At 71.9% G+C, this 25,044-nt stretch carries 25 protein-coding genes and 2 pseudogenes; 23 read left to right on the plus strand and 4 right to left on the minus strand.

The genetic code is table 11. The features are described from left to right. From M3Q23_18345 to nadA, 3 genes are all read right to left on the minus strand, one after another. Positions 1-561 (minus strand): isochorismatase family protein (locus M3Q23_18345; protein MDP9344011.1); only part of this gene is annotated, 561 nt, incomplete at its 3' end. Positions 562-571: 10 nt separating this feature from the next. Continuing rightward, complete coding sequence (locus M3Q23_18350; protein ID MDP9344012.1) at positions 572-745, minus strand: hypothetical protein; 174 nt, start codon at positions 743-745, stop codon at positions 572-574. A 68-nt stretch (positions 746-813) separates the two neighbouring features. Further along, complete coding sequence (nadA, locus tag M3Q23_18355; protein MDP9344013.1) at positions 814-1,791, minus strand: quinolinate synthase NadA; 978 nt, start codon at positions 1,789-1,791, stop codon at positions 814-816. 81 nt (positions 1,792-1,872) lie between these two features. Between nadA and nadC the strand changes: the two genes are divergently transcribed. The 4 genes from nadC to ftsY all read left to right on the plus strand — a co-directional run bounded on the left by nadC (position 1,873) and on the right by ftsY (position 7,543). Beyond that, positions 1,873-2,721: a carboxylating nicotinate-nucleotide diphosphorylase gene (nadC, locus tag M3Q23_18360; protein ID MDP9344014.1), complete on the plus strand. Its 849-nt coding sequence runs from the start codon at positions 1,873-1,875 to the stop codon at positions 2,719-2,721. After that, positions 2,706-2,987 carry an acylphosphatase gene (locus tag M3Q23_18365; protein MDP9344015.1) on the plus strand — a complete coding sequence of 94 codons (282 nt, stop codon included), beginning with the start codon at positions 2,706-2,708 and terminating at the stop codon, positions 2,985-2,987. Before nadC ends, M3Q23_18365 begins: the two co-directional genes overlap by 16 nt. A gap of 77 nt (positions 2,988-3,064) precedes the next feature. After that, positions 3,065-6,478 (plus strand): chromosome segregation protein SMC, encoded by a 3,414-nt coding sequence (smc, locus tag M3Q23_18370; protein MDP9344016.1) that lies wholly within the window; start codon positions 3,065-3,067, stop codon positions 6,476-6,478. Positions 6,479-6,499: 21 nt separating this feature from the next. Next, entirely contained in the window at positions 6,500-7,543 is a 1,044-nt protein-coding gene (ftsY, locus tag M3Q23_18375) for a signal recognition particle-docking protein FtsY (GenBank protein MDP9344017.1), read from the plus strand. A 1,138-nt stretch (positions 7,544-8,681) separates the two neighbouring features. Here the strand turns inward: ftsY and M3Q23_18380 are convergent. Beyond that, positions 8,682-9,467 (minus strand): annotated as a pseudogene (locus tag M3Q23_18380) (protein kinase). Positions 9,468-9,498: 31 nt separating this feature from the next. On the opposite strand from M3Q23_18380, the gene ffh reads away from it, so the two are divergent. From ffh to M3Q23_18475, 19 genes and pseudogenes are all read left to right on the plus strand, one after another. After that, positions 9,499-10,893 carry a signal recognition particle protein gene (gene ffh / locus M3Q23_18385; protein ID MDP9344018.1) on the plus strand — a complete coding sequence of 465 codons (1,395 nt, stop codon included), beginning with the start codon at positions 9,499-9,501 and terminating at the stop codon, positions 10,891-10,893. Positions 10,894-10,916: 23 nt separating this feature from the next. Beyond that, positions 10,917-11,252, plus strand: coding sequence for a 30S ribosomal protein S16 (gene rpsP, locus M3Q23_18390; protein MDP9344019.1), 336 nt, complete (start codon positions 10,917-10,919; stop codon positions 11,250-11,252). Then, positions 11,249-11,479, plus strand: a complete 231-nt coding sequence (locus M3Q23_18395) for a KH domain-containing protein (GenBank protein MDP9344020.1) — start codon at positions 11,249-11,251, stop codon at positions 11,477-11,479. Before rpsP ends, M3Q23_18395 begins: the two co-directional genes overlap by 4 nt. Continuing rightward, positions 11,476-12,015, plus strand: coding sequence for a ribosome maturation factor RimM (rimM, locus tag M3Q23_18400; GenBank protein ID MDP9344021.1), 540 nt, complete (start codon positions 11,476-11,478; stop codon positions 12,013-12,015). Before M3Q23_18395 ends, rimM begins: the two co-directional genes overlap by 4 nt. A 12-nt stretch (positions 12,016-12,027) precedes the next feature. Further along, positions 12,028-12,705, plus strand: coding sequence for a tRNA (guanosine(37)-N1)-methyltransferase TrmD (gene trmD / locus M3Q23_18405; GenBank protein MDP9344022.1), 678 nt, complete (start codon positions 12,028-12,030; stop codon positions 12,703-12,705). A gap of 113 nt (positions 12,706-12,818) precedes the next feature. Next, positions 12,819-13,283: a sigma-70 family RNA polymerase sigma factor gene (locus tag M3Q23_18410; GenBank protein MDP9344023.1), complete on the plus strand. Its 465-nt coding sequence runs from the start codon at positions 12,819-12,821 to the stop codon at positions 13,281-13,283. Next, positions 13,270-14,439, plus strand: coding sequence for a hypothetical protein (locus M3Q23_18415; GenBank protein ID MDP9344024.1), 1,170 nt, complete (start codon positions 13,270-13,272; stop codon positions 14,437-14,439). Before M3Q23_18410 ends, M3Q23_18415 begins: the two co-directional genes overlap by 14 nt. Before the next feature lie 178 nt (positions 14,440-14,617). Beyond that, the gene (rplS, locus tag M3Q23_18420; GenBank protein MDP9344025.1) at positions 14,618-15,025 is read left to right on the plus strand and encodes a 50S ribosomal protein L19; all 408 of its coding nucleotides are present in this window, start codon (positions 14,618-14,620) and stop codon (positions 15,023-15,025) included. Between the two features lie 322 nt (positions 15,026-15,347). After that, complete coding sequence (lepB, locus tag M3Q23_18425) at positions 15,348-15,917, plus strand: signal peptidase I (protein MDP9344026.1); 570 nt, start codon at positions 15,348-15,350, stop codon at positions 15,915-15,917. Beyond that, entirely contained in the window at positions 15,914-16,636 is a 723-nt protein-coding gene (locus tag M3Q23_18430) for a ribonuclease HII (protein ID MDP9344027.1), read from the plus strand. The genes lepB and M3Q23_18430 overlap by 4 nt, the downstream gene beginning before the upstream one ends. Beyond that, positions 16,633-16,947, plus strand: a complete 315-nt coding sequence (locus M3Q23_18435) for a DUF2469 domain-containing protein (GenBank protein ID MDP9344028.1) — start codon at positions 16,633-16,635, stop codon at positions 16,945-16,947. The genes M3Q23_18430 and M3Q23_18435 overlap by 4 nt, the downstream gene beginning before the upstream one ends. A 63-nt stretch (positions 16,948-17,010) precedes the next feature. Continuing rightward, positions 17,011-17,394 (plus strand): YraN family protein, encoded by a 384-nt coding sequence (locus M3Q23_18440; protein MDP9344029.1) that lies wholly within the window; start codon positions 17,011-17,013, stop codon positions 17,392-17,394. A gap of 116 nt (positions 17,395-17,510) precedes the next feature. Beyond that, positions 17,511-19,042, plus strand: a pseudogene (locus tag M3Q23_18445) (YifB family Mg chelatase-like AAA ATPase). After that, a complete protein-coding gene (gene dprA / locus M3Q23_18450; GenBank protein MDP9344030.1) occupies positions 19,032-20,237 on the plus strand; it encodes a DNA-processing protein DprA in 1,206 nt (401 codons plus the stop codon). Before M3Q23_18445 ends, dprA begins: the two are co-directional and overlap by 11 nt. 127 nt (positions 20,238-20,364) lie before the next feature. Further along, positions 20,365-21,375: a tyrosine recombinase gene (locus M3Q23_18455; protein MDP9344031.1), complete on the plus strand. Its 1,011-nt coding sequence runs from the start codon at positions 20,365-20,367 to the stop codon at positions 21,373-21,375. Continuing rightward, on the plus strand, positions 21,372-22,160 hold the full coding sequence (whiG, locus tag M3Q23_18460) for an RNA polymerase sigma factor WhiG (protein ID MDP9344032.1): 789 nt from the start codon (positions 21,372-21,374) through the stop codon (positions 22,158-22,160). Before M3Q23_18455 ends, whiG begins: the two co-directional genes overlap by 4 nt. Positions 22,161-22,289: 129 nt before the next feature. Further along, the gene (locus M3Q23_18465) at positions 22,290-22,982 is read left to right on the plus strand and encodes a M23 family metallopeptidase (protein ID MDP9344033.1); all 693 of its coding nucleotides are present in this window, start codon (positions 22,290-22,292) and stop codon (positions 22,980-22,982) included. Positions 22,983-23,495: 513 nt separating this feature from the next. Beyond that, entirely contained in the window at positions 23,496-24,728 is a 1,233-nt protein-coding gene (locus tag M3Q23_18470) for a PQQ-binding-like beta-propeller repeat protein (GenBank protein MDP9344034.1), read from the plus strand. A gap of 31 nt (positions 24,729-24,759) precedes the next feature. Next, positions 24,760-25,044: hypothetical protein (locus M3Q23_18475; protein MDP9344035.1), on the plus strand; the 285-nt coding region annotated here is incomplete at its 3' end.

A 25,044-nucleotide genomic window follows, 5' to 3' on the forward strand; every position in this document is an offset into this window, starting at 1 on the left:
CGCCTGCACGGCGCGGGCGCCGTCGTCTTCCTGGATGTTCACGGCGCGGATGGCGTCCTGGAGCACCGTCACGTCGAAGTACAGCCGCAGCGCATCCAGGGCGGTGTCCTTCACGCAGTAGTCCGTGGCCAGGCCCGCGATCACCAGGCGCTCGACGCCGTGATCGCGGAGGTTCCGCTCGAGCGCGGTAGGGGCCTGCTCGCCGGTCTCGGGATCGCGGACCGTGAACACCGAGTAGCCGTCCTCGCCGCCCGTCCCCTTGCGGAGGACCTCGGGGCCCGGCCCGACGTCGAGGCCGGGATGGAACTCGGCCCCCCACGTGCCGCCCACGCAGTGCACCGGCCAGATACCGCCGTCCTTGGCGAAGTGGGGTGTGGACTCCGGGTGCCAGTCCTGGCTGTAGACGACCAGGGCGCCGCCCGCCCGAGCCTCGGCGATCGCGCGGTTCACGACGGGGACGACGTCCCCGCCGCCGCGGACGTAGAGCGACCCCGCGGGATCGGCGAAGTCGTTCTGGACGTCGACGACGACCAGCGCCGTCTTCGGGTCGTACCCGGGCACGGCGGGCCTCCTATGAGGGTGCCGGCGCGGCGTCGCGGTTGGCCACGTACGCCGCGAGCAGCGTGTTCAGCCCGTAGCTGCACTCCGGGCACAGCATGAAGCTCGCGAGCTCCTCCTTGGAGTCCTGTTCCGACCACCGGATCAGGTCGGCGTCCGGCTCACGGTCACACCTGGCACACGGCATCGCTCATCCCCTTCGTGCGGCTGGGGCCATTGTGACGGGATGGGGTTGCGGACGCGCAGCGCCGGAGGCTAGCCCAGGGCGATCATGCGCTCGATGGCGGAGCGGGCCCGGGCGGCCACGTCCTCCGGCACCGTCACCTCGAACACACTCTCTCGGAGGGTCCGCAGGAGCTTGGCCGGGGTGATCGTCTTCATGTACCGGCACACGGCGTCCTCGTTCGCGGCCATGTACTGCCCGGTGGGGTTGTCCAGGCGGAGGCGGTGCAGGATGCCCGTCTCCGTCGCGACGATGAACTTCCCGCCCTGGTGGGCCTGCCCGTGGCGGATCATCCCGCCGGTCGACAGGATGTGGGTCCGTTCGGGCGGGAGCTCGCCGGAGGAGGCCATCCAGAGGGCCTGGCTGGCGCATCCGCACTCGGGATGGATGAGCAGCTCGGCGCCGGGATGCTCGCGGGTCAGCCCGACCAGCTCCTGCGGCCCGATGCCGGCGTGGACGTGGCACTCGCCCATCCACAGGTGCAGCTTCCGCCCGGTGACCCGCTCCACGTGGGCCCCCAGGAACATGTCGGGGAGGAACAGGATCTCGCGGTCCTCGGGGATGCTCCGGACCACCTCCGCTGCGTTCGCCGAGGTGCAGCAGACGTCGGCCTCCGCCTTCACCGCGGCGGTGGTGTTCACGTAGGCGACCACGACTGCGCCGGGGTGCTCCGCCTTCCAGGCCCGGAGCTGCTCCGCGTCGATGGTGGCGGCCAGCGAGCATCCGGCCTCGAGGTCGGGGATCAGCACCCGCTTGCCCGGGGACAGGATCGCGGCGGTCTCGGCCATGAAGTGGACGCCGCAGAACACGATCTCGGCGGCCCCGGTGCGGGCGGCCTGGCGGGAGAGCTCCAGCGAGTCGCCCACGAAGTCGGCCACGTCCTGGATCCACGGCACCTGGTAGTTGTGCGCCAGGATCACGGCGTCGCGCTCCCTGGCCAGCCGGTGGACTTCCTCGGCCCAGGAGTCGTACTCGCGGGGTTCGGTGAGCGCTTCTTCGGTTGCGACCATGGGATCTCTCGGCGTCAAGGATACCGGCGGTGGCCGCCGCTCACCGTCCGGTGGGGGAGGGACCGGGCCTACACTGCTTGGGTGGCGACGGTCCCCCGTGACGTCAATCAGGTGATCCGCCGGGCCCTGGACGAGGACCTCGGGCCTGGCGGCGACATCACCTCGAGGGCGGTGGTGGCCGAGGGTGCCGTGGCCGGCGGGCGCTTCGAGGGACGGGCCGGCGGCGTCGTCGCGGGACTGCCCGTGGCGGAGCGGGTGTTCCGGGCCGTGGATCCCCGCATCGAGGTGTCGTGGGAGGTCGCGGACGGCGACCCGGTGGGGCCGGACACCGTGCTGGGGGAGGTTCGCGGACCCGGGCGGTCGATCCTGGCCGCGGAGCGGGTGGCGCTGAACTTCCTGACGCACCTCTCGGGGGTGGCCACGCTGACCCGGAGGTTCGTGGACGCCTGCTCGGGGACGGCGTCCGTGGTCCTGTGCACCCGCAAGACGCTTCCCGGCCTGCGATCGCTGGAGCGCTACGCCGTGGAGGCCGGCGGCGGACGCCTCCACCGGTTCGGCCTCTCCGACGGGGTGCTGATCAAGGACAACCACGTCCGGCTGGCCGGCGGGGTGCGCGAAGCCGTTCGGCGGGCCCGGGCAGGAGTCCCGCACGGCCTGCGGGTGGAGGTGGAGGTGGAGACGCTGGAGGAGCTGGAGGAGGCGCTGGGGGCCGGCGCCGACGCGGTGCTGCTCGACAACGCCGACCTCGACACCGTGAAGCGAGCCGTCGACCTGGCCGGCGACCGGGTTCCCCTGGAAGTGTCCGGCGGCGTGGCCCTGGAGCGCATCGCCGGCATCGCCGGAGCCGGCCGCCTCCTCATCTCCGTCGGCCGCATCACCCACTCCGCCCCGGCCCTCGACATCTCCCTCGAGCTGTGGCCGGAACCCTGAAGCGAGTCCACCTCCACGTCTCCGGCCGAGTCCAAGGAGTCTTCTACCGAGCCGAATGCGCCAACCGCGCCCGCCAGCTCGGCCTCGCCGGCTTCGTGAGAAACCTCCCCGACGGAAGAGTCGAAGCAGCCTTCGAAGGCCCCGAAGAAGCCGTGGACAACATGGTCCAGTGGTGCCGAGAAGGAACGCGATGGGCCCAGGTGGAAGAAGTGGAAGCGACCGACGAAGAGCCGGCAGGTGACAAGGACTTCCGAGTAGAACGCTGAAGGGCCCGGCCCCAACGCCAGCCGGGTTTCCCGGCCTTGCGAGACTCCGAATCACATCCTTGTTAGCATCGCCTCCAATGTTCCTCCGCTCGCTGACCCTCCGCGGCTTCAAGTCGTTCGCGGACAAGACCTCCCTCGAGTTCACCCCCGGCATCAGCGTCATCGTCGGCCCCAACGGGAGCGGCAAGTCCAACCTGGTGGACGCGATCTCCTGGGTCCTCGGCGAGCAGGGCCCGCGGGCGCTGCGCGGCGGCCACATGGCCGACGTCATCTACGCGGGGAGCCCGGCGCGGGCGGCGCTCGGCATGGCGGAGGTCCACCTGGTCATCGACAACTCGGCCGGGGTGATCCCGGTTCCGCTGGCGGAGCTCGAGATCAGCCGGACCATCTTCCGTTCCGGGGAGAGCGAGTACCGCATCGGCGGCCAGGCCTGCCGCCTGCTGGACATCCAGGAGCTGCTCTCGGCGGCGGGGGTCGGGCGGGCCCTGCACACCGTGGTGGGGCAGGGCCAGCTGGAGGACGTGCTCACGGCGCGGCCGGAGGAGCGCCGCCAATATGTCGAGGAGGCCGCCGGGATCGCCAAGCACCGCCGCCGCCGGGAGCGGGCGGAGCGCAGGCTGGGGTCGCTCGAGCAGGACCTGCTGCGGCTCCAGGACGTCCTGGGGGAGCTTCGGCGGCAGCTCCGGCCGCTCAAGCAGCAGGCCGAGATGGCCACCCGGCACGAGCAGCTGACCTCGCAGGCCGGCGAGCTGGCGTGGCGCCTGGCGGCGGCCCGGCTGCGGGTGCTGCACGCCGAGCGGAAGGACCGGCTGGCCGGATGGGAGGAGGGCGTGGCTCGCCGGGCCCAGGCCCGGGAACGGCTGGAGGCGCTGGACGCCGAGCTGGCCGCGATCGCGGCCGACCGCGAGGAGGCGTCCGCCGCGCTCCGCGAGGCCGAGGCGGCCCACCGAGCCGCGGAGGAGGCGCGATCGGAGGCGGAGCGCTCGCTCCGGGCGGCGGTGGATCGGGTGTCCGAGGCGCGGTCCGGGCTGGCCCAGGCCGCGACCCATGCCGCCCGCCGCTCCACGATCGACGAGGACCTGGCCCGGGCCGACGCCGCGCTGGCCGAGACCGTGTCCGCCCTGGAGGAACGTGAACGCGAGCTGGAGGGGGCCGAGCGGGAGCACCATGCCGCGGAGCGGGCTCGCCGGGAGGCGGAGGAGGAGCGCCGCCGCCTGAGCGAGGACGCCGCGGTGCGAAGGGCGGAGATCGAGACGCTCCAGCGTTCGCTGGCCTCCGCCGAGCGGGAACGGGAACGGCTGGAGCACGGGCTGGCCGAAGTTCGAACGCGCATCGCAGCGGCCCGAGAGGAACAGGAGGCCCTGGAGTCCGACATCGAGCGCCTGGACGCCGCGGAGACCCCGCTGTCGGAGCGCCAGGGCCGCCTGGAGCGGGAGCGGCAGCAGCTTCAGGCGGAGGCGGCCTCGCTCGAGGAGGCCATCCGCGGGCTGGAGCACCGCCGCTCGCTGCTGGAGGCGCGGCGCCTGGACATGGAGGAGACCCCCGGGTCGCGGTTCCTGGCGGCGCACCGCGGCCGGGCGGTGGGGCTGCTCCGAGACCTGGTCCGGGTCGAGCCCGGCCTGGAGCGCGCGCTGGCCGCGGCCCTGGGGCCGTTCGCCGATGCCGTGGTGTACGCGGACCGCGAGTCCGCGCTGGCGGATGCGCCCGGTGGAGAAGGAGCCCTGCTCGGGGTCCCCTTCGACGTCCCGCCGGCTCCCGCTCTTCCCGGGGAACGGAGCCTGTCCTCGGCGATCGGCGCGGAGCCGTCCGCCCGGGCCCTGGTGTCGCTGGTGCTCCGCGACGTCTACCTGGCCGGCAGCCTGAGCGAGGCGGAGGCCAGGCAGCGCGCCCACCCTCGCTGCTCGTTCGTCACCACCGACGGCATCCTGGTCGGCCCGGCCATGGTCCGCACCGCGGCCGAGTCCGACGCACGGGCCCAGGCCCTGCGGATCGAGGTCCAGGCGGTCGACCGCGAGCTGGCGGGGGCCCGCGCGGCCCTCCGGCCGAAGGCGGCGCGGCTGGAGGAGCTTCGCCGGGAGGCCGAGTCCGTCGGCGCGGAGCTCGACCGCCACGACGCCATGATCACCGCGGCCGCGGACCGGATGGGCCGGCTGGGCGCGGACCTTTCCTCGCTGGCCAAGGAGGAGGAGCTGCTGGCCGAGCGACTGGGTGGCCTGGACGACGCGGCCGCGGCGTGGCGGGAGAGCCTGGCCGCCGGACAGCCCGTCCACCACCAGGAGCTTCCGTCGCTTCCGTCCTCTCCCGAGCCCCCGATGGCCCTTCGCGTGGAGGTGGAAACGCTCCGCCGGGACCGGACCCGCCTGGAGGAGTCCCTGGCCCGGCTGCACCGGGAGCGCGAGGCCCTCGCGGGTACGGACCCCCGGGTGCTCCAGGAAGCGCTGGAAGCCGCGGAGGAGAGCCGCCGCCACGCCGAGTTCGCCCTTCGGGCCGCCGAGGACGGGCTGGACGAGGCGGCGAACGGGCGAAACGGTGCTGCCGGGCGGGACCGCGACACCACCGAGGCCGAGGCCACGGCGAACCGGGCGTGGCGCGAGCGGGCCGCGGAGCTGGACCGCCTGCGTGAGGAATATGAACGCCAGGACCGCGACCGGGCGGACCTGGAGCGGCGCATCGACGAGGCCGAGCGGCTGCTCCGGGACGGGCACGGCCGCGACCTCGACCAGGCCCTGGGGCAGTTGACCGACGAGGACACCCCGCACGCCCTGGAGCGCCGTTCCGAGCTGGTGGCCCGCCGCCTGGGACTGCTGGGGAAGGTGAACCTGCTGGCCGGCGGCGAGTACTCGGCCCTCCAGGAACGCCACGACTTCCTGGCCCGGGAGATCGACGACGTCCGCAAGGCCCGCCGCGACCTCCTGGAGGTCATCCGGCGGGTGGATGAGGAGATCACCACGCTATTCGAGGCTGCGTTCCGGGACGTGGACGCGGAGTTCCGCCGGCTGTTCGGCGGCCTGTTCCCGGGAGGCGAGGGAAGGCTGCTCTTGACGGATGAGGCGGATCTGCTGTCGACCGGGATCGAGGTGGAGGCCCGGCCGGGGCGCAAGCGCGTGAAGCGGATCTCGCTGCTGTCGGGAGGGGAGCGCGCGCTGACCGCGCTGGCGTTCCTGTTCGCGATCTTCCGGGCCCGGCCGAGCCCCTTCTACCTGCTGGACGAGGTGGAGGCGGCCCTGGACGACGTGAACCTGCACCGGTTCCTGGACCTGATCAAGGGGTTCGCCCAGACCTCGCAGGTCCTGGTGGTCACCCACCAGAAGCGAACCATGGAGGTCGCCGACGTGCTGTACGGTGTGTCGATGGGCCGGGAGGGCTCCTCGACCGTGGTCTGCCAGCGCCTGGAGCATCCGCAGGGACGGTCGGAGGGGGACGACGTGGTCGTGATCCCCGAGCCCGAGCCGCAGCCCGAGCCCTTGCCCGAGCCCGACACGGTTCGGTAGCTCCTTCGATAGCCTGGAACCGTGACCGTCACCATCGTCGTGATCGCCGCGCTCGTGGTGCTTGGAGCCGTCCTCTTCTTCCTGGTGGGGCCACCCCGGCGGGCCCGGCGGAGGGGTGCTCCCCCTCCGGAGAGCGGGCGGGCCGTCGCCGAGGCCCGCGAGGCCGCAGCCCAAGCTCCCGCTCCGACGCCGGCAGAGGCGCCAGCCCGCGCCCGGGTGGAGGGACTGGGGTCGCGGATCCGGGCGCTCTTCGCTGGAGGCGCCCCCACCGGCGACACCTGGAAGGACCTGGAGGACGTCCTGGTTCGGGCCGACGTCGGCCCCAGGGCGGCCGAGCGGATCGTGGAGCGGGTTCGGGAGGGCTTCGAGTCCGCGGCCGACCCCGTCGACGTCCTGGCGGACGAGATCGCCGGCGCCCTCGGCAACGGGACGCAACTGCACCTCGAGCGGGGTGAGCTCACGGTGCTGATGGTGGTGGGCGTGAACGGCGCGGGGAAGACTACCACGATCGGGAAGCTCGCCGCGATGCTGGGCCGCGAAGGGATGAAGGTCAGCCTGGCCAACAGCGACACCTTCCGCGCAGCGGCGGCCGAGCAGCTCACCGTGTGGGCCGATCGCGCCGGCGCGCACCTGGTGGCGCAGTCACGGGGCGCCGACCCGGGCGCGGTGGCGTACGACGCGGTGCAGGCGGCCCGGGCCCGCGGTTCCGACGTGCTGGTGGTGGACACCGCCGGGAGGCTGCACACGCGCCAGCCGCTGATGGACGAGCTGGCCAAGGTGAAGCGGGTCCTGGAGAAGGCCGCCGGCGACGTGGAGGAGGTCCTGCTGGTCCTCGACGCCACCACCGGCCAGAACGGCATCCAGCAGGCTCGCGTGTTCACCGAGGCCGTGCAGGTCACCGGCATCGTCCTCACCAAGATGGACGGGACCGCGAAGGGGGGAATCGTCCTGGCGGTTCGGGAAGAGCTGGGCGTCCCCGTCAAGTTCATCGGCACCGGCGAGACGCTGGACGACCTGGAGCCATTTGATCCAAAGCTGTTCGCCGACCGCCTGGTCCGCAGGTAGAAATCGCCCGCGGCGCCCCTCTCGCGGCGGGGATTGGTCCCTACGGCACGTCCACCCACAGGGTCCGGGCGGGCGTATCGATGACCATTGCCCCGAGCCCGGATCTGACCCGGATGGTGGAGACGTCGCGGGTCGCGGGGTCGATCCGGTAGATCCTGCCGTCCGTCTGGTCGGTGACCCACACGGCGCCGAGCCCGGCGGCGATGTCGAATGGTGCGCTCCCCACCCTGAACGGCGCCCCAACTGTGAGGTCGGCGGCGTCAATCGGCACCACGGTTCCGCCCGACGAATCGAGGACCCAGACGGACCCGAAGCCGACCGCCATGGCCGTGAGGTCGCCCCCCACGTGGACGCTCCCGGTGACCTTCGAGCTTTCGGGGTCGATCCGCGAGATGGTGTTGTCGAGTTTGTCCATGGTCCAGACCGCCGTGCGGTCGACGCCGATCGCATCGATGCTCCCTCCGACGGGAATCTCGTCCACGGCCGTCCTCGTTGCCGGGTCGATCCGGAGCAACGATCCATCGGTGAAGCCGACCCAGACGTAGCCGTCGCCCAGGGCAAGGGCGCTCGGAGTGCCGTGAGAGCCAAAACGGAGCCGGGCCACGGTATGGTCGGTCGCAGGGTCGATCACCTGGAGGGTGCCTGCGACGGGCACCCACACGCTCTGATACCCGGCGGCCAGCCGTGCCGGGTTGCCGAACTCGGACTGTGTGGGGATCGTCGCTCGGACGGTGGCGGTTCGCTGGTCGATGTGCACGACCCCGGGCGGCCCCCCTTCCGGGACCACGATCCACACACCCCCTTCGCCGATCGCGAGCTCGTGCACCAGGAAGCGGAGGCCGGAAATGCGGACCGTGTGCAGGATCTTCCCCGACCCCGGATCGATCTCCAGGACGGCGTTCAGGGGTGGGGACACCGGTGACGTCGCAGTCCCGGACGGGCCGGTCCGAGGGGGCGTCGCCGCCTGGTGATGCCGGGACAGAGCGAGGCCGAGGGCCACGAGCGCGACGACCGCAAGGGCGGAGACGGCGCCCACGAGCAACCCGGACCGGCGGCGCTTCGAAGGCGGCGGAGCGGGGGCCGGCGGGGCGGGTTCGACCTTCAGCGCCTCCCCGGCTGCCGTCGCCAGCTGGCCGGCGCTCTGGTAGCGGTCCTCGGGGCGCTTGGCCATGGCCTTCGCCACGACCGCGTCGATGGCCGGCGGAAGCTCGGGCCGGTGCGCGGTCACCGACGGCGGGGGCTCCTCCAGGTGGGCGTACAGGATCGCCACCTCCTGCTCACCGGCGAACGGCGGCTCCCCCGTCAGGCACTCGTACAGCAGGCATCCCAGGGAGTACACATCCGCCCGCCCGTCCACCGTGCCTCCCCGGATCTGCTCGGGAGCCACGTACTCGATGGACCCCATGAACTGGCCGGTCTTGGTGAGCGAGGTGGCGCGCTCGGGGCGCTTGATGAGGCCGAAGTCGGTGAGGTAGGCGTGGTCCCCCTTGCCGACCAGGATGTTGCCGGGCTTCACGTCGCGGTGGACCAGCCCGACCTCGTGCGCGGCGTCCAGCGCCGACGCGACCTGGGACACGATCGATGCGGCCCGCTCAGCGGGGAGCGGCCCGTCGCGGTCCAGGAGGGCCCGCAGGTCGGTTCCCTCCACGTAGCGCATGGCGATGAACAGGACTCCGTCCGCCTCGCCCGCCTGATGGATGGGCACGATGTTGGGGTGCTCGATCGAGGCGGCCGCGTCGGACTCCCGGACGAACCGCTCCCGGAAGCTCGGGTCGGCGGCCAGGTCCGGCGCCAGGACCTTCAGGGCCACCTTCCGTCGTGGGGCGGCCTGCTCAGCGAGGTAGACCACCCCCATGCCACCCCGGCCGACGACGCCTTCGATCCGGTACCCGGCGATCTCCGAGCCGACCCGCTGGTCACTCATCGCGGGGCAGTTGTACACCCCCGCCGATCCGATGAGAACCGTCCTCGCATCGGCCGCCCGGTACCATGGCGTCCTGATGTTCGACGCCCTGACCGGCCGTCTCGACGCGGTCTTCCGGAAGCTCCGCACGCGCGGAAAGCTCCACCCCAAGCAGGTGGACAACGCCCTCGCGGACATCCGCACGGCCCTGCTGGAGGCCGACGCTTCCGTGGAAGCCGTGGACGACTTCCTGGACCGGGTTCGGGCCCGCGCGCTCTCCGCCGAGGTCATGCGGAGCCTCACCCCGGCCCAGCAGGTCATCAAGGTGGTCCGCGACGAGCTCACCACGACCCTCGGCGGCGAGCACACCCCGTTCAAGCTGCCCTCGGCCAACCCGGCAGTCGTGATGATGGCCGGCGTCCAGGGCTCCGGGAAGACCACGGCGTGCGCGAAGCTGGCCCTGCACCTCAAGGAGAAGGGCAAGCACCCGCTGCTGGTGGCGGCGGACCTCCAGCGCCCCGCCGCGGTGGAGCAGCTGTTCACCCTCGGCCGCGAGATCGGGGTACCGGTGGTGAGCGATGGCCGCGACCCGGAGAAGGTGGCCAGGAACGCCCTCAAGCACGCCGGCCGGGAAGGGCTCGACGTGGTCATCGTGGACACGGCCGGGCGCCTACACGTCGATCCCGAGATGATGCGCGAGGCCCGCCGGGTCAAGGACGCCTCGAGGCCCCACCAGGTGCTGATGGCCTGCGACGCCATGACCGGCCAGGACGCCGTCATCCAGGCCCGCGCGTTCATGAAGGAGGTCGAGACCACCGGGTTCGTGCTGACGAAGCTGGACGGCGACGCGCGGGGCGGCGCGGCCCTGTCGATCACGCACGTGACCGGCCGGCCCGTCTTCTTCGCCGGGGTGGGGGAGAAGCCCTCGGACCTGGAGCCCTTCTACCCCGACAGGATGGCCCAGCGGATCCTCGGCATGGGCGACGTGCTCTCCCTGATCGAGAAGGCCGAGAAGACCATGGACCAGGAGACGGCCCGGGAATCGGCCGAGCGCATGCTGAAGGCGCAGTTCACGCTGGAAGACTTCCTGGTGCAGATGCGGGAGATGCGCAAGCTCGGCCCCATCCAGGACCTGCTGGCCATGCTGCCGGGGATACCCGGCGGCGGCGGCGGGCTGGGACAGCTCAAGGACCTCGACATCGACGACAAGCAGATCGCCCGGGCGGAGGCCATCATCAGCTCGATGACCGTGGAGGAGCGCCGGAACCCGGCTATCATCGGCGGGAGCCGGCGCCTGCGGATCGCTCGGGGCTCCGGGACGAACACCCAGGAGGTCAACGGGCTGCTCAAGGAGTTCGAGCAGGCTCGCAAGATGATGAGATCGATGATGGGCGGCAAGCGGATGCCCCGGATCCCCGGGATGCCGAAGATGCCCGGGATCTCGTAGAGGTCGTAGAGGGAGACGCTCACATGTCAGTTCGGATCAGATTGCGGCGGCTGGGGGCCAAGAAGCGGCCGTTCTACCGGGTGGTCGTGGCCGACCAGCGCAGCCCCAGGGACGGCCGGTTCCTCGAGGCCATCGGCAAGTACCATCCGCTGGAGGACCCGTCCCTGATCGAGATCGACGAGGAGAAGGCGCTCGAATGGCTGACGAAGGGGGCCCAGCCCAGCCAGGCGGTGGAGAACCTGCTCCGCAAGACGGGGATCTGGGAGAAGTTCGAGGCGAGCAAGCCGGCGAAGCCGGCCCGGACCAAGTTGACGACGGCGAAGACGACGGCCAAGGCCGGGACGGCGAAGGCCTCCTGATCGAGGTCCTCGAGTACCTGGCCCGCAGCCTGGTCGACAATCCGGACGCCGTCGAGGTCACCACGGCCCAGAGGGAACGCGGGCTGGTGCTTTGGCTGCGTGTGGACCCCGAGGACATGGGCAAGGTCATCGGCCGGAGCGGCCGCACCGCCCGCGCCCTTCGCACCATGGTCCGTGCCGCGGGGACGCGGGTCGGGGCGAGCGCGTTCGTCGAGATCGTCGAGTGAGCCAGGACGGCGACCCGGTCCACCGCGTCGCCGTCGGGAGGATCACCCGGGCCCATGGCATCCGCGGCGAGGTCGCGGTGCTCGTGCTCACCGAGGTCGAGGGACGCTTCGATGTCGACGCCACCGTCACGCTGGAGAACGGCAGGACGCTCAGCATCGAGGAGGTTCGGCCGAACCGCGGCCGCCTGCTGGTGAGGTTCCGCGGAGTTCCGGACCGCACCACCGCCGAAACCCTGGCCGGCCAGTACATGTTCGTACCGGAGGAGGACGTGCCGCCTCCCCCGGAGGGCGCCTTCTGGCCCCACCAGCTGGAGGGCTGCGAGGTCCTCACGGAGTCCGGCCGTCAGCTCGGCGTGGTCCGCGAGGTGGTGTCCGGCCCCGCGAACGACTGGTGGGTCGTCCGGTCGGACGAGGACGATCGCGACGAGACCATGGTCCCGGCCCTGAAGGACGTCGTCGTTTCCGTGGACGTGTCCGCCCGGCGCGTGGTGGTCCGGGACGTCCCCGGTCTGACCGCGCCGGAGCAACCCAGGTAGCCTGACCCGTCAGTGCGCGTCGACGTCCTCACCATCTTCCCCGGGATCTTCGAGGGGCCGCTTCGGGAGAGCCTGCTGGGGCGGGCCATCGCGAGCGGCCTGCTGGACGTGCGGGTCCACGACATCCGCGACTTCGCCACCGATCGCCACCGGCAGGTGGACGACGAGCCGTTCGGGGGCGGACCGGGGATGGTGATGAAGCCGGAGCCGGTGTTCGCTGCCGTGGAATCGCTGGGGGAAGGGACCGCGCGCCGCACCATCCTGCTGTCTCCGGCCGGCCGGCGGCTGGACCAGGCCCTGGTCCGCGAGCTCAGCGCCGAGCCCTGGCTGGTCCTGATCTGCGGCCGCTACGAGGGCGTGGACGAGCGCGTGGCGGAAGGGCTTCCGGCGGAGGAGGTCTCCATCGGCGACTTCGTGCTCTCGGGCGGGGAGATCCCCGCGCTGGTGGTGCTGGAGGCGGTGACCCGCCTGGTGCCCGGGGTGGTGGGCAAGGAGGAGTCGCTCCAGCGGGAATCGTTCGAGGAGGCGGTTCTGGACCACCCACACTACACACGCCCCCGGGAGTTCCGAGGGATGGACGTGCCCGAAGCCCTCATGTCCGGGAACCACGCCGCCATCGAGGCGTGGCGCCGCCAGGCCGCCCTGGACAAGACCCGCCGCAACCGCCCCGACCTCCTCCCGGAGCGCTGATCGCTCCACCCGCCCACACACGGCCAGCCTTCGAGGGTGGGAAATGACCGGCGCCTTCCCTCGGTCTTGTCTGCGGATCGACGATCTCCGGACTTGAACCGGAAAGGAACCGTGTGAAAGCCGGCCCCGAGTTCGAGCGGTTCTACGAGAGGGAGGCGCAGTCCGTGTTCGGCGCCGTGTTCCTGCTGTGCCGCGACGCCACCCTGGCGGAGGACGCGACCCAGGAGGCCTTCGCCCGAGTGTTCGCGCGGTGGGACCGGCTGGGAACCCAGCCGTGGGCGGGAGGGTGGGTCATGACTACTGCCCTGAACGTGGCCCGGCGGGGCCTCCGAAGACGGCACCTCCGGGTGGAAGCCGGTCCGAACCCGGAGCACTCAACCGACGTCGACCTGTGGGCTGTGGTTCGGCGCCTGCCCCGCCGGCAGCAGCACACCGTCGTCCTCCGGTACCGGATGGACCTGCCGGTCCGGGAGATCGCCGAGATCCTCGGATGCCGCGAGGGGACTGTCCGCACCCACCTGGCGCGGGCTCGGGACAGCCTTCGGAGCAGCCTGGGAGGTGAGCGTGACCGAGACTGACCATGAGATTCGCAGGCGCTTGGGGACCACCCGTCCCGATGTCCCCACATTTCAGGTGGACGCCGCCGACGTGATGAGGAGGGCCCGAGCGCGGCGTGTCCGGCGATCCGTCGGGGTTGCCGCAGCGGCGGTGCTCATCCTCGCCGGCGTCGGTCTCCCCCTGGCCCTGCTGTCCGCGCTCGGAGGCTCCCACCGGCCAATCGTGTCACCCTCGCCTCCATCCCCGGCCGTGCGAGCAGTCCTCGGCCCCAGCATCCGGATCCCCTCGGGAGCGGTCGACGTCGCGGTCGAGGACGGGACGGTCTGGGTGTCCGGGTTCGGCAAGCTGACCCGACTGGACGCCGGCTCTGGGCGTGTGGTCGCCACGGTGAGCACGCCAGGGACGGAGGACTACAGCCAGGTCGCCGTCGGGTTCGGGGCGGTGTGGGTGACGGCCGACCGCGGGATCCTCTATCGGGTCGACCCGGCGACCGACCGCGTGGTGCTCGCGATCGCGGTCGGGGGCCCCATCCAGGGAGTCGACACCGGCGCCGGCTCCGTGTGGGTCACCAGGATCGCCGGGGAACACGGAGACCTCATCCGGGTCGACCCCGCCACCGGCCGGGTAGTCGGCCGCCCCATCAAGGTCGGCCCGGGACCGGGAGCCGTGTTGTACGCGTACGGCGCAGTGTGGGTGACGAACACCTCCCCGCCTTCCGTTGACCGGGTCGACCCGACGACCAGAGAGGTGACGGACACGCGGTTCACCGGCCTGGTCGCGGCGGGCTACGGCTCGCTGTGGGCGGTCTCTTCAGGGACTTCGCCGTCATCGAGCTTCGTGGTCCGGGTCGACCCGATGACCGGGGAGTCGATCGCGACGGTGCGCGTTCCGCGCGCCGAGGCGGCGGCGGTCGGAGCGGGGGGAGTGTGGGTTCTCGCCGGGCCGAGGTCGAGCTCCCCGACCCTGTTCCATCCGATCGAGCACACCACGGCGCTGTGGGAGATCGATCCCTCCACGAACCGGATCGTCGGCCACCCGATCCTCTTCGAGGCGCTCCAGCCGATCGCGATCAGCGCGACGGCCGGCGACAGGGCGGTGTGGGTGGCCGACTACGATGGGGGGACCGTCACCCGGTTCGACGTGGTGCCCTGCGCGGGCTCCGCCTGCAGGGCTTGAGCAGGCCGCCGACCTGGCGGCGCACGGCGTGATCCGGTCGGACGAGACCGTGGTCGCCTTCGTGACCGGGATGGGGCTGAAGACCGTGGGGGCCGGACGCGATGCTGGGCCTGGAAGCGATCCCGGGCCAGCGGGGGACCGGGTGCTATCATCAGTGCCCCCGGCCAATCACCTTGCCATGAACAAGATCGACATCATCGAGAAGCCACGCCTGCGCGACGACCTGCCTGAGTTCCGGCCGGGCGATTCCGTCAAGGTGCACGTCCGCGTGGTCGAGGCCGGACGCGAGCGCATCCAGGTGTTCCAGGGCGTCGTGATCCGCCGCTCCGGCGGCGGCCTCCGCGAGACCTTCACGGTCCGCAAGATCTCCTTCGGGGTGGGCGTGGAGCGGACCTTCCCGGTCCACTCGCCCTCCATCTCCCGGATGGAGATCGTGCAGAAGGGCCGGGTCCGCCGGGCCAAGCTGTACTACCTGCGCGAGCTTCGCGGGAAGCGGGCCCGGATCCGGGAACGCCGCGAGGCGACCCCCACCGCCCCTGCACCCTCGAATGCGCCGGAACCGACTCCGGCCGAGGGTCAGGGCTAGGGGAGTGGTCCTGCGCTCGGCCGACTCCGCGGAGCCGGAACAGTCGCGACAGCCATCCGAAGCGGCCGACCCTCCGAACCAGCCACCGCCACCGCCTCCGGCTCCTCCCGCTCCCGCTCCGCCCGCCCCGCCACCACCCTCGGCGCCGCCGTCGCCGGGTCCCACGACGGAGGTCCCCTCGACACCAGCTCCCTCGGCCCCTTCGGCGCATTCGACCACGGCCACGGAGGCCGTTCCCGAGGACCGGGGGCGTCACCGCAAGCGCAAGGGCCCCCTCAGCTTCCTCAAGGAGCTGCCGGCCCTCATCATCATCGCATTCGTCTTGGCCCTGCTCATCAAGACGTTCCTGGTCCAGGCGTTCTACATCCCCTCCCCGTCCATGGACCCCACGCTGAAGGTGGGCGACCGGGTGCTGGTGAACAAGCTGGCGTATAAGTTGCACGGGCCGTCGCGGGGGGACGTGATCGTGTTCTCGAATCCCGGCCCCTCCGTGACCCAGTGCCCCGAGCCGCACCGGAACCCGGTCTCGGCCTTCGTCCACTGGGTCACGGAGGGGCTGGGAGTGTCGGCCCCGGCGTGCGAGGACTTCATCAAGCGGGTGATCGGGGTTCCCGGGGACGTGGTGGAAGAACGCGACGGGGTCATGTATGTCAACGGGAAGCGGCTGGTGGAGCCATACCTCAACAAGCAGCGCGACACTCGGACGCTCGGACCATGGAGGGTGGAGGCCGGCCACCTGTTCGTCATGGGGGACAACCGGGTGAACTCGAACGACTCCCGGTTCGGGCTGGGACAGATCCCCATCGACCACGTGGTGGGGAGGGCGTTCATCATCATCTGGCCGCCCTCCCGGTTCGGAGGGCTGGCCGGAGGATTGCGCCTCGCAGGGTGAGGGAAGCGTTGAGGAGCAACGGCATTCGCGCGGACCGTGCGGGAACGGACCTGGACCGGTACGAGCGACGGCTCCGGGCCCGCGGCTTCCGCCTCATCGCCGGGGCGGACGAGGCCGGTCGCGGTGCGCTGGCCGGCCCGCTGTTCGCCGCGGCGGTCATCCTTCCGGAGGGGTTCGACCTCCAGGGAATCAACGATTCCAAGGTCCTGACGGCGTTGCAGCGGGAGCGGGCGTTCGAGCGCATCCGATCGGGGGCCGTGGCCGTCTCGGTGTGCCGGGTCATGCCCACGCGCATCGACCACCGCGGCCTGCACCGCTCGAACCTGTTCCTGTTGCGGCGGGTGTTCCGCGAGCTTCCGGTGCCGCCCGATTTCGTGCTCTCGGACGGGTTCCCGCTGCGCGGGCTCCGCGTCCCGCACCTCTCCATCAAGAAGGGCGACGCGGTCACGGCGTCGGTGGCGGCCGCGAGCATCGTCGCCAAGGTCACCCGGGACCGGATGATGGACCGCTACCACCGGCGGTTCCCCGAGTACGGGTTCGACACGAACCGCGGGTATGGGACCGCGGCGCACTGGAGGGCGCTGGAGCGCGTGGGGCCGTGCCCGATCCACCGGCGCTCGTTCAAGGGCGTGGCGGCGCTCGCGGCAGCGCACGGCTTCGGCCAAGAGCTCGGCCCGGACGGGGATTCCGTTGCCACGCCGATAATGGAGTGGCCATGAGCGAAGAGGAGCTCGAGAACTTCGAGGCCGACATGGAGATGCAGCTGTTCCGGGAGTACCGGGACGTGCTGCCCATGTTCACCTACGTCGTGGAGACCGAACGCCGCTTCTACCTGGCCAACAGCGTCGAGGTGATCCCGCACGAAGGGGCGTCTCCCTGGTTCGAGGTGATCCTGAACGACGCGTGGGTGTGGGACATGTACCGGCCGGCCCGGTTCGTGAAGCGGGTCCAGGTCATGACCACCCGGGATGTCAACATCGAGGAGCTGTCCCACAAGGACGACGCGCTCGGTGCTCCACCGCCGGACTGAACCCCGCGCCGCCGCAAGGCTTCCCCGGACGTTCGTGTCACTGCCCGGGTCTACGGTGGCGGCGTGGGCGACGGCACCCGGGCGGGGATGGAGACGGCTCGAGGCGCCCTGGGCCGTCGGGGCGAGGACGCCGCGCTGGACTGGTACCGGGGAGCCGGGTTCGTCCTCGTTGCCAGGAACTGGCGATGCCCCGCAGGGGAGCTCGACCTGGTCCTTCGACGCGGCGGGCTCGTCGTCTTCTGCGAGGTGAAGACGAGGGGCGGCGCCGGCTTCGGGGGTGGCCACGAGGCCGTGACGTGGCGGAAGCAGCGCAAGCTCCGGCAGCTGGCGGAGATCTTCCTGGCCGGACTCCGGGCTGCTCCGGCAGCGGTGCGGTTCGACGTGGCCAGCGTGCTGGCCCGGCCGGGGATGCGGCCGGCCGTGGAGGTCTTCGAGGACGCGTTCTGACGTCGATTCGACGAGGGCTTGCGCGTTCGGTAGGTCGTTTCCGCAGGTCAGCGCGTCGCTGGGCGTGAGTGTCACTGCGGGGCCCTAGGGTCCTCGCTGTCGTGTACGGACGGGTCATGGGCGTCGCGGTCATCGGCGTGCTGGGCCATCCGGTCACAGTCGAGGCGCACATCGGGCGGGGGCTCCCGACACTGTGCCTGACCGGACTGCCGGGGGCCTCGGTGCAGGACGCGCGGGAGCGGGTCCGCCCCGCCGTGGAGAGCTCCGGCCTGGAGTGGCCGCTCCGCCGGGTCGTGGTGAACCTCTCGCCGGTGAACCTGCGCAAGGAGGGGCCGGGGCTCGACCTGCCGATCGCCATGGGCGTGCTGGCCGCGTCGGCCCAGGTGCCGGCCGGGTTGCTGGAGCGGTACGCGTTCTCCGGCGAGCTGTCGCTCAAGGGGACGCTCATGCCCACGCCGGGCATCCTCGCGGTGGCCATCGCGGCGGCCCGGGCCGGGCTGGATGGCGTGGTGGTGCCCGAAGCCAATGCCCGGGAGGCGGCGCTGGTGGAGGGGCTCCGGGTGGTCGGCGCCCCGTCGCTGGCCAAGGCCGTCGAGTTCCTGCGCGGGGAGTGGAATCCGCCCACCCCGGAGCCGGCCGAGCCCGACGACTCCTCGGCGGCGGCGGCGGGGGGGGGGTCGACTTCGCCGAGATCCGGGGCCAGGACCAGGCCCGCCGGGCCCTGGAGGTGGCCGCGGCGGGCGGGCACAACGTCCTGCTGGTCGGCTCCCCGGGGGCCGGCAAGACCATGCTGGCGCGGAGGCTGCCGACCATCCTGCCGCCGCTGGCTCGGGACGAGGCGCTCGAGGTCACACGGCTGCATTCCGTGGCCGGCCTCCTCACCGGCAGCGGGCTGGTCACGGCGCGGCCGTTCCGGGCCCCCCACCACTCGGTGTCGCTGGCAGGCCTGTTGGGGGGCGGCAGCGGCTACGTGCGCCCCGGCGAGATCTCCCTGGCGCACAACGGGGTGCTGTTCCTGGACGAGCTCACCGAGTTCCATCGGGATGCCCTGGAAGCGCTCAGGCAGCCATTGGAGGACGGCCGGGCGGTGGTGACCCGGCTCGCCGGGACGGTGGAGTTCCCGGCGCGGTTCACCCTGGTGGCCGCGGCAAACCCGTGCCCGTGCGGGTTCGACGGCGATCCACGCCGGGCATGCCGCTGCCCGCCCAATCGGGTCGAGGCGTACCGGGGCAAGCTGTCCGGGCCGTTGCTGGACCGGATGGACATCCGGCTGTTCGTGCCCCGGCTGTCGCGGACGGAGCTGCTGGGGCGGTCCCCCGGGGAGGCGTCCGCCGCCATCCGCGAACGGGTGGCCGCAGCCCGCGACCGGCAGCAGCACCGGTACCGGGGGACCCCGGTTCGGTGCAATGCGGCGCTGCCCGGCCCGATGGCCCGGCGAGAGGCTCGCCTGTCCCCCGACGCGGAGGGGCTTCTGGCCAGGGCGGTGGACGCCATGAACCTGTCCGGCCGCGGCTTCGACCGGGCCCTGAAGGTGGCACGGACCGTGGCCGACCTGGCGGGGGAGGACCAGGCCTCGGCGGCCCATCTCGCGGAGGCGCTTTCCTACCGAGTGGACCTGCGGGAAGCGGAGGCCGCCCGTGCCGTCTGAGCGCGGCTCGCCCGGCCCGTTCTCGCCCGACGACCTCTCGGGGGACGGCCGATCGCGCGAGCTGGCCTGGCCGCCCGGGTTCGTCGCGACACGGGCGGATCGTCGAGCACTGCTCGTCCTGGCCTCGCTCCAGGGCATCCGCCCCCGCCGCCTGCTCGAGCTCGCGGTGCGCCTGGGGACCGCGCGCGCATGCCTGGCCGCCGTGGCCGACGGCCGCGAGGGGAGCGAGGCGGATCGCCGGTGGGTCCGGCGCATCGACCCGGACCGGCTGGAGGCGTCCATGGGAGCGTGCGGGGCCCGGGTGGCCTTCCCCGGTTCGCCCGAGTACTCGCCCTGGCTCGGGGACCTGGCCGATCCGCCGGCGGCGCTGTTCGTGCGAGGCGCCCCGTTGCAACCGGCGGCCGCCCGGGTGGCCGTGGTCGGAGCCCGGCGGTGCTCTTCACTGGGCCGCGAGGTCGCCACCGAGATCGGGGCCGGCCTGGCCGGTGCGGGAATCACCGTCGTCAGCGGCGCGGCCATGGGGATCGACGCCGCTGCGCACGAGGGTGCGCTTCGGGCAGGAGGGCACACCATCGCGGTCCTGGGTTGTGGGATCGACCAGTCCTACCCACCGCGGAACCAGGCGCTCATCGACCGGATCGCGGCGTCGGGCTCGGTGGTGAGCGAGTATCCGCCCGGCGTGCCGGCCGAGCCCTTTCGTTTCCCGGCCCGCAACCGCATCATCGCGGCGCTGGCCGAGGCGGTCGTGGTGGTGGAGGGAGCTCGGGGCAGCGGTTCGCTCATCACCGCCGACCACGCCCTCGATCTGGGGCGAGCCGTCTACGCGGTGCCCGGTCCGGTCACCAGCCCGCTGTCGGAGGTCCCGCTGGCCCTGATCCGCGACGGGGCCGGCATGATCCGGGGCGCCGAGGACCTGCTGGTGGACCTGGGCCGGATCGACCCCGAGGCCGCCCGCGCCTCGCTCGGCGGGGGCGGGCTGAGCGGCGAGGGCGGGGCGGCGTCGGGGGAGGGGCTCTCGGACGGAGAGCGCGCCGTCCTCGGGGTGCTGGCCGGCCCCACCCTGCCCGACCAGGTGGCCGCGTCCCTCGGCTGGGAGCTGGGGGAGGTGATCCCCGTCCTGGTCTCCCTGGAGCTCAGAGGCCTGGTCCGCAACGTCGGCGGCCGCGTCGAACGCCGCTTGGTGGTGACGTCGTGAAGGGGCACCTCCGACTTCAGGCATAAAGGGATCGCTCGACGTGTCTGCCAGGGGGACCGTCGGGTTGGTTGACCTCCTGAAGGCCTATGGTAGAACGGTTGCGCCCGCACCTACCGGAAGGCGAGCCGTGTCCGAACCACTCGAGATCGACTCCGCCGACGCCGCGCTCATCGAAGCGTTCGGACGGCACTTGGCTCTGGAGCGACATCTTTCCGGGAACACCGTGGAGGCCTACCGCCGCGACCTCACGCAGCTGGCGGCGTTCCTGCATCGAGCGCACGGCTCGTTCGCGTCGGCCACTCACTCGACGCTCAGACGTTTCCTCGCGCAGCAGGCCACCAGGGGCTACGCCCGGGCGTCGGTGGCCCGTCGAGTGGCCTCGATCCGGTCGTTCTACCGCTGGGCCCACTCGCGAGCGTACGTTGCCGTCGACCCGGCGGCCTCTCTGGGCCGCCCCCGGGTGAGCTCGCGGCTTCCCTCCGTGCTCCGGCCAGCCGAGGCGGCGGCGCTGGTGGAGGCACCGGCCACCCTGCGCCGGGCAGCCACCTCGGGCCCGGTGACGGCCAAGCGTGGCGCAGCCCCCACGGTCTCGGGCTCCGGAAGGGGAACGCGGGGCCAGGAGGTCGAGGAAGCCGTGTCCCTCCGCGACGCCGCCATCCTCGAGCTGATGTACGGATCCGGCCTCCGCGTGGCCGAGGCCTGTTCGCTGACCGTCGATCGCGTGGACCTCTCGACCCGTCGGGTGGTCGTGATGGGCAAGGGCTCCAAGGAACGGTCCCTGCCGTTGTCGGACTACGCCGTGCAGTCGCTGCGCACGTATCTGGACCAAGGTCGGCCTCGAATGGCTCCCGGTGACAGCAGACGGGCCTTCTTCAACCGGCGGAGAAAGCCGATGTCGGAGCGCGACGTGCGCGCAATGGTGGAAAAATACGGACGGAAGGTGCTCTCGGGCCGGCACGTGAGTCCACACGTGCTTCGCCATTCCTTCGCCACCCACCTGTTGGAGGGAGGAGCCGACATCCGCTCCGTCCAGGAACTGCTCGGCCACGCCAGCCTCGCCACGACCCAGCGATACACACATGTGTCCCGGGCCCGGCTGTTCGCCGCGTATCACGAGAGCCACCCGAGGGCCCGATGACGCGCACGGCGAGGACCACCACGCCGGTCGCCGAGCTCGACGCCCTGTGGCGTGAGTTCAAGGAGCGCGGGTCGAACGACGCCCGGGAGCGACTCATCCTGCACTACGCCCCGCTGGTCAAGTACGTGGCCGGTCGAGTGGCGACGGGACTGCCCGCCACCGTGGAGCAGGCCGACCTCGCCTCGTACGGCATGTTCGGGCTCATCGACGCCCTCGAGAAGTTCGACCTCGGCCGGGCCATCAAGTTCGAGACGTACGCCATCCCTCGGATCAAGGGGGCGATCATCGACGAGCTCCGGGCCATGGACTGGGTGCCCCGATCCGTGCGGTTCAAGGCTCGCGAGATCGAGAAGGCCTACACCGACATCGAGGCGAAGCTGAAGCGGGCCCCCACCGAAGGGGAGATCGCGCAGCACCTCGGCGTGACCGTCACGGAGCTCCACGACATGGTCAGCCAGATCTCGTTCGTCTCGGTGATGGCGCTCGACGAGGTCGTGGCGACCGGGGAGGACCGGGGCGAGGGCGTGACCCTCCTGGACACGCTGGCGGACTCCGGAGTGGATCCGATCTCCGGGCTGGAGGGCCAGGAGACACGCGGGCTCCTCGCCGCGGCCATCAACTCGCTGTCCGAACGCGAGAAGGTCGTCGTGACCCTGTACTACTTCGAGGGTATGACCCTGGCCGAGATCGGGGACATCCTGGGCGTCACCGAGTCGCGGATCTGCCAGATCCACACCAAGGCGGTCCATCAGCTCCGGGGCCATCTCATCGAGACACCGGAGTAGCCGGCGGGGGCTCAAGGACTCGGGAAAATTTCACGTCTGGCTGTGATCCAGTTCACTGCGGTTTGCTCGGCGACGGCCTAGAGTCGAATTCGCTGGCTTTCGGGTGCCGAATGAGGAACGGCGGCGCCCATGCGGAAGATCACCACGTATCTGGCGGCGGGGAGCGTCCTCGCGGCTGGAAGTCTCTTCGTCGGAGCGGCCCCGGCCGCTCGAGGCGACATCGGGTTCGGGACCTGGTCGTGGCCGGTCGTCGGCCCGGTCATCCGCGGGTTCGAGCCGCCTCCGACGCCATACAGCGCCGGACACCGGGGCATCGACATCGCGGTGCCATTCGGCACACCGATCCACGCGCCGGCCGACGGTGTCGTCACGTTCGCCGGCTTCGTGGCCGGGTCGCTCTTCGCCACGATCGACCACGGGGACGGCGTCCGCAGCTCCTACTCGTGGCTCTCCGCCGTGATGGTGAAGAAGGGCGACCAGCTGAGCCGGGGGCAGGTCTTCGCCAGAACCGGACACGGACATCCGGACGTGCCCACGCCTCACCTGCACTTCGGGGTCCGGATCAACGGTGACTACGTCGACCCGATGCTGTTCCTGGGAAGCGGGAGCCTCGTGAACATCGTCCATCTGGCCGACCTGATGCCCCGATCCGAAGCACGAGCGGACGGCGAGGCAGCGAGCCTCTGGTCGGGCGCCGGCGGGCATGGATCGGCTGCCGGTACCCGTCCGTTCCGGCGCCAGGCGACGGCGCCTCGGCCGAGGCCGAGAGGCGGTGGGCTGGTCCTGCTCCCGGCCAGGGCACCCCCGCGCCCGGACTCGTGACCCCAGCGTGGACCACTCGCAGGCCGCCGCCGGGCCGGTCGGCTGTCGCTGTGGGCCGGACGCCGCCCATACTGCGGCCCCTACAATGGCCCCTCGACTCTACCGAGGGTGGCTCCGCTGGAGGTCCGCGCACGAACTCAATATGAGCTCCGAGCCCGCAGGTCAGCGCGGGGCGAACGTCGCGTTGTGGCGCTGGTGGCGTTGGTCATTGTGTTCGTGATGACCCTCGGCATGGTGTTCGCATCGTCGGCGAGCGCCGCAGGCTCACCCACGCCGAGTCCCTCGGGTACGGCGACCCCGAGCCCGTCGGCGACCCCGAGTGCGTCCGCCACACCGAGCCCGTCCGCTACACCTGTCCCGTCCGCTACACCTGTCCCGTCGGTATCGCCGCCGCCGCTCGGGGCTCCGGGGGCCAAGGACTCGTGGCTCCAGTTCCAGGGCACCGCGGCGCACACGGGCCAGGTGCCGAGCGGGCAGCCGCTCCCACCGCTTCGGCTCGCCTGGAAGTTCCCGATGCCCGAGAAGGAGCGGGTCCTGTCCGGGGGGCTGATCGACGGGAAGCTCGTGATCGCCGAAGGGCGACACGGGGTCTACGGCGTCGACCTGAGCTCGGGCCGGCAGGCCTGGCAGCTGCCGCGCGTGGACGGCCCGGTGGCCATGCCCGCGGTGGCCGTGGTGGGAAGCCACCACGTGCTCCTGTTCACGCAGGGAACGAAGGCCACCGACTCCCGCCTGGTCGCCTACGACCACCTCGACACGGCGCAGCCCACGCTGCTGTGGCAGGTGCAGCTCGACGACGTCACCTCGAGCGGCGTGGCCGTCGACGGCCCCACGGCGTTCCTCGGGGACCGGTCGGGAAACGTGTACGCCGTCAAGGTCTCGACCGCCCCGGTGACCGGACTTCGGCCAACCGCCGATGCGTTCGCCTGGAAGCCGTTCACGGGGCCCGGCACCGTCGACGCGCCTCCGGCGGTCGCGGACGGGAAGGTCTTCGCCGTCTTACGAGACTCGACCACCGGGGACGTCACGGTCCTCGCGCTCGAGGAGGACACCGGCAAGCCCGCATGGCCGCAACCTTTCTCGCCGTCCGCCCCGCCGACGTACGGGTCCGCGCCGACCGTGGACGGAGGACGTGTCTTCGTGGGGTTCGCGGACCAGACCATCCGTGCGCTCCGGGAGCGCGACGGAGTCAGCCTGTGGTCGGACCGGCTGAACTCTCCGTTCTTTCCCCTCTCCGCGCCCGCCGCCGCGGGAGGCAACGTCTTCGCGTTGGCCACGTTCCCGGGCGCCGAGGCCGGCCTGTACCGGCTGGACGCTGCGACCGGCCAGCGTGACTGGTGGTTCGAGTTCGACAGCTCGACGGTGGTCAGCTCTCCCGTGGTGGTGGGGCCGTACCTGTATGTCGCCCTCGACGACGGGCGGGTCGCCGCCTTGCAGCAGGCCCCGGACGTCGAGGTGTGGGAGCGGGGGACCGGTCGAGGCGGGCTCCGCCCCGTCGCCGTCGGCGGCGGCATCCTCGTAGTCAGCAAGGCCGGGTCGCGAGGAGGCCTGCTGGGGTTCGCGCACGACCCCTCCGGCCACCTGGTGCACGTGGTCTCCCCGACCCGACTGAATCTGGGGCGATCCCTCCTGAACTACGTGGAGGCATTCGCGGTCGTCGTGATCGCTGCCTTGTTCCTGCGCTTCGGGGCCGGGCGCCTGCGCCGTCGCAGGACCGCGCCGGCGGCCTCCGAGGAGCCGGCGTGAGACAGACCGGCGCCGGCGACAAAGGAACCGCATGACCAAGAAGAAGAAGCGACGTCCCGGCCAGAGCCGGGGGAAGCGGCCGGCCGCCAGGCCGTCGGGCCAGACCCAGCCGCTCCGGGCCCGGCCGCAGCCCTCCGCGATCGAGCCGGCGGACGCGGCGCAGGGCGCCGGCGTGGACCTGACGGAAGACACCGTCACGCCCGAGACGGCCACGGAACCGCAGACGCTGGCCCCCACCGATGGAGCGGCTGGGCGGCCCGGGGCCGGGGGCCGAGCGCGGCCGGCCCGGAGCGCGACGTCCGGCGCCCGGCCGGGC

The sequence above is a fragment of the Actinomycetota bacterium genome, from assembly GCA_030774015.1.
In the GTDB taxonomy this organism is placed as follows: Bacteria; Actinomycetota; UBA4738; order UBA4738; family JACQTL01; genus JALYLZ01.

Excerpts from the sequence above, each read along its gene's own strand:
- M3Q23_18350 (MDP9344012.1), bottom strand. The coding sequence starts at position 745 with ATGCCGTGTGCCAGGTGTGACCGTGAGCCGGACGCCGACCTGATCCGG.
- nadA (MDP9344013.1), bottom strand. The coding sequence starts at position 1,791 with ATGGTCGCAACCGAAGAAGCGCTCACCGAACCCCGCGAGTACGACTCC.
- smc (MDP9344016.1), top strand. The coding sequence starts at position 3,065 with ATGTTCCTCCGCTCGCTGACCCTCCGCGGCTTCAAGTCGTTCGCGGAC.
- ffh (MDP9344018.1), top strand. The coding sequence starts at position 9,499 with ATGAGAACCGTCCTCGCATCGGCCGCCCGGTACCATGGCGTCCTGATG.
- rpsP (MDP9344019.1), top strand. The coding sequence starts at position 10,917 with ATGTCAGTTCGGATCAGATTGCGGCGGCTGGGGGCCAAGAAGCGGCCG.
- rplS (MDP9344025.1), top strand. The coding sequence starts at position 14,618 with ATGAACAAGATCGACATCATCGAGAAGCCACGCCTGCGCGACGACCTG.
- M3Q23_18435 (MDP9344028.1), top strand. The coding sequence starts at position 16,633 with ATGAGCGAAGAGGAGCTCGAGAACTTCGAGGCCGACATGGAGATGCAG.
- whiG (MDP9344032.1), top strand. The coding sequence starts at position 21,372 with ATGACGCGCACGGCGAGGACCACCACGCCGGTCGCCGAGCTCGACGCC.
- M3Q23_18465 (MDP9344033.1), top strand. The coding sequence starts at position 22,290 with ATGCGGAAGATCACCACGTATCTGGCGGCGGGGAGCGTCCTCGCGGCT.
- M3Q23_18470 (MDP9344034.1), top strand. The coding sequence starts at position 23,496 with ATGCCCGAGAAGGAGCGGGTCCTGTCCGGGGGGCTGATCGACGGGAAG.